We start from the raw sequence: 1,845 nt of genomic DNA on the forward strand, positions 1-1,845 counted from the left end.
GCGGTAGTGTCACTGCGCGCGCCCTGGTTGATGGTGAGGTGCAGGGTGGCGGTATCGGGGCAGCCGTTGACGCCCGTTGTATAGACGTTGTAATTACCACTGGTGGTATAAGTGGTTCCTCTCCACACATACTGGCTGCAGGCCGTAGCGGTGGTATCGGTATGCACGCCCTGGTTGATGGTCAGGTGCAGGGTGGCGGTGTCGGGACAGCCGTTGACACCGGTGGAGTATGCATTATAGTTGCCCGAAGCCGTATAGGTAGTTCCCCTCCACACATACTGGCTGCAGGCCGTAGCGGTGGTGTCGGTATGCACACCATTTCTTACCGTCAGCGTCAAGGTCACCGTGCTGTCGCAGCCAAGAGAAGTCTGCAGCACGGCCTGGTAACTTCCCGCAGCCGTCAGGCTTTGCCCATTCCAGCTATAAGGCAGCTGTACCGAACAAACCGACAGGCTCTGCGTCGCCGTGGCCTTCGGGTTTACGGTTACCGTCGCAGTCGCCGTACCCGTACAACCATTGGTAGTACCCGTCACCGTATAAGTCGTTGTCGCCGTCAGACTTGCCGTTACCGGCGAGCCCGTAGTTGCCGACAGCCCCGGGGCCGGGCTCCAGGCATAGGTGCTTGCTCCACCCGCGGTAAGCGTCGCGCTGCCACCGCTGCAGATCGGCGCCGGCGTATTCACCGTAACGGTCGGGTTGGGGTTGATCACCAGGTTGGCCGAGCCCGTGTTTGTGCAATTGTTGCTGTTGGTAACGGTCACCGAATACGTACCAGCCGTCGAGGTTTGGAAGCTGCTCACATTGCCCGCCGCCGCCGCGCCCGAAGGCACGGTCCATGCATAAGTATAAGTACCGGCAGGTGCCACCACCGCCGAAATTGTTGCCGGCAATGCATTGGCGCAGACTGCTGGCGCATTCACCGTTATCACCGCGAAGTCATAGGTCACCGCACCGCAGGGGCCGGTAACAACCACCCGGTAGCGGTTGCCATTCATCGAGGTGCTTACATTCGATAGGGTGAGCGTGTTGGTGCCACTGCCGGCAGGCGTGTTGGCGGTGCCGGTAGGGCCGAAAGCGAACCACTCGTACGTAAGCGGCCCGGTGCCCGATGCCGTCACGGTAAACGTCGCATTGCCGCCCTCGCAAACCGATACGTTCTGCGGCGGCGTCACGATCGCGGTCTTCGGGTTCACCGTGATGGTAAAGGTCTTCGGAGCCCCCGGGCAGCTGACGCCGTTGGTGGTGAGCGTCGGTGTCACGGTGATCGTAGCGGTGATCGGTGACGTGCCGGTATTGGTTGCTAAGAAAGACGCGATATTTCCCGTGCCGCTCGCGGCGAGCCCGATGGCCGTGTTGTCGTTGGTCCAGTTATATACCACACCCGTTGCCGGTGTGCCGCTGAACGTTACCGCCGTTGTGCTGCTGCCGGCACATACCGTCTGGTTGGCAGGTGCCGTTGCCACGGGGATCGCGTTGGTGGTCACCACGATCGAGGCACGCGGGCTTTCGCAGCCATTACCGCTCACCTGGCTCACGTAATAGGTGGTTGAGCCCACCGTTGCAGACGAGGGCGTTGGTGCGGTGGCGGATCCGGTGCCGCCGGTAGCCGTTGTATACCAGAGCAACGTGTTGCCGGCCAATGCGGTTGCCGTCAGCGGCACCGTCGCCGCTCCCTGGCAATAGGTTACCGGCGTCGTCACGGTCGGCGCGGCCGGCTTTGCAGTCACCGTTACTGTAAGCGATGCCCGCGGGCTGGTGCAGTTGCCCGGGTTGGCCACCTGGCTCACATAATACGTTGTGCTGCCAACCGTGGTGGTCGACGGCGTCGGGGCCGTTGTGCTTCCG

Annotated in this window: 1 protein-coding gene; it reads right to left on the reverse strand. The window is 62.1% G+C overall.

Features of this window, described 5'->3' with window-relative positions; all coding sequences use genetic code 11:
* On the reverse strand, positions 1-1,845 hold a 1,845-nt coding region (locus EPD60_RS07960), incomplete at both ends, for an Ig-like domain-containing protein (protein ID WP_165871470.1).

Origin of the sequence: Flaviaestuariibacter flavus, from assembly GCF_004337505.1 — a bacterium.
Taxonomy (GTDB): domain Bacteria; phylum Bacteroidota; class Bacteroidia; order Chitinophagales; family Chitinophagaceae; genus Flavisolibacter; species Flavisolibacter flavus.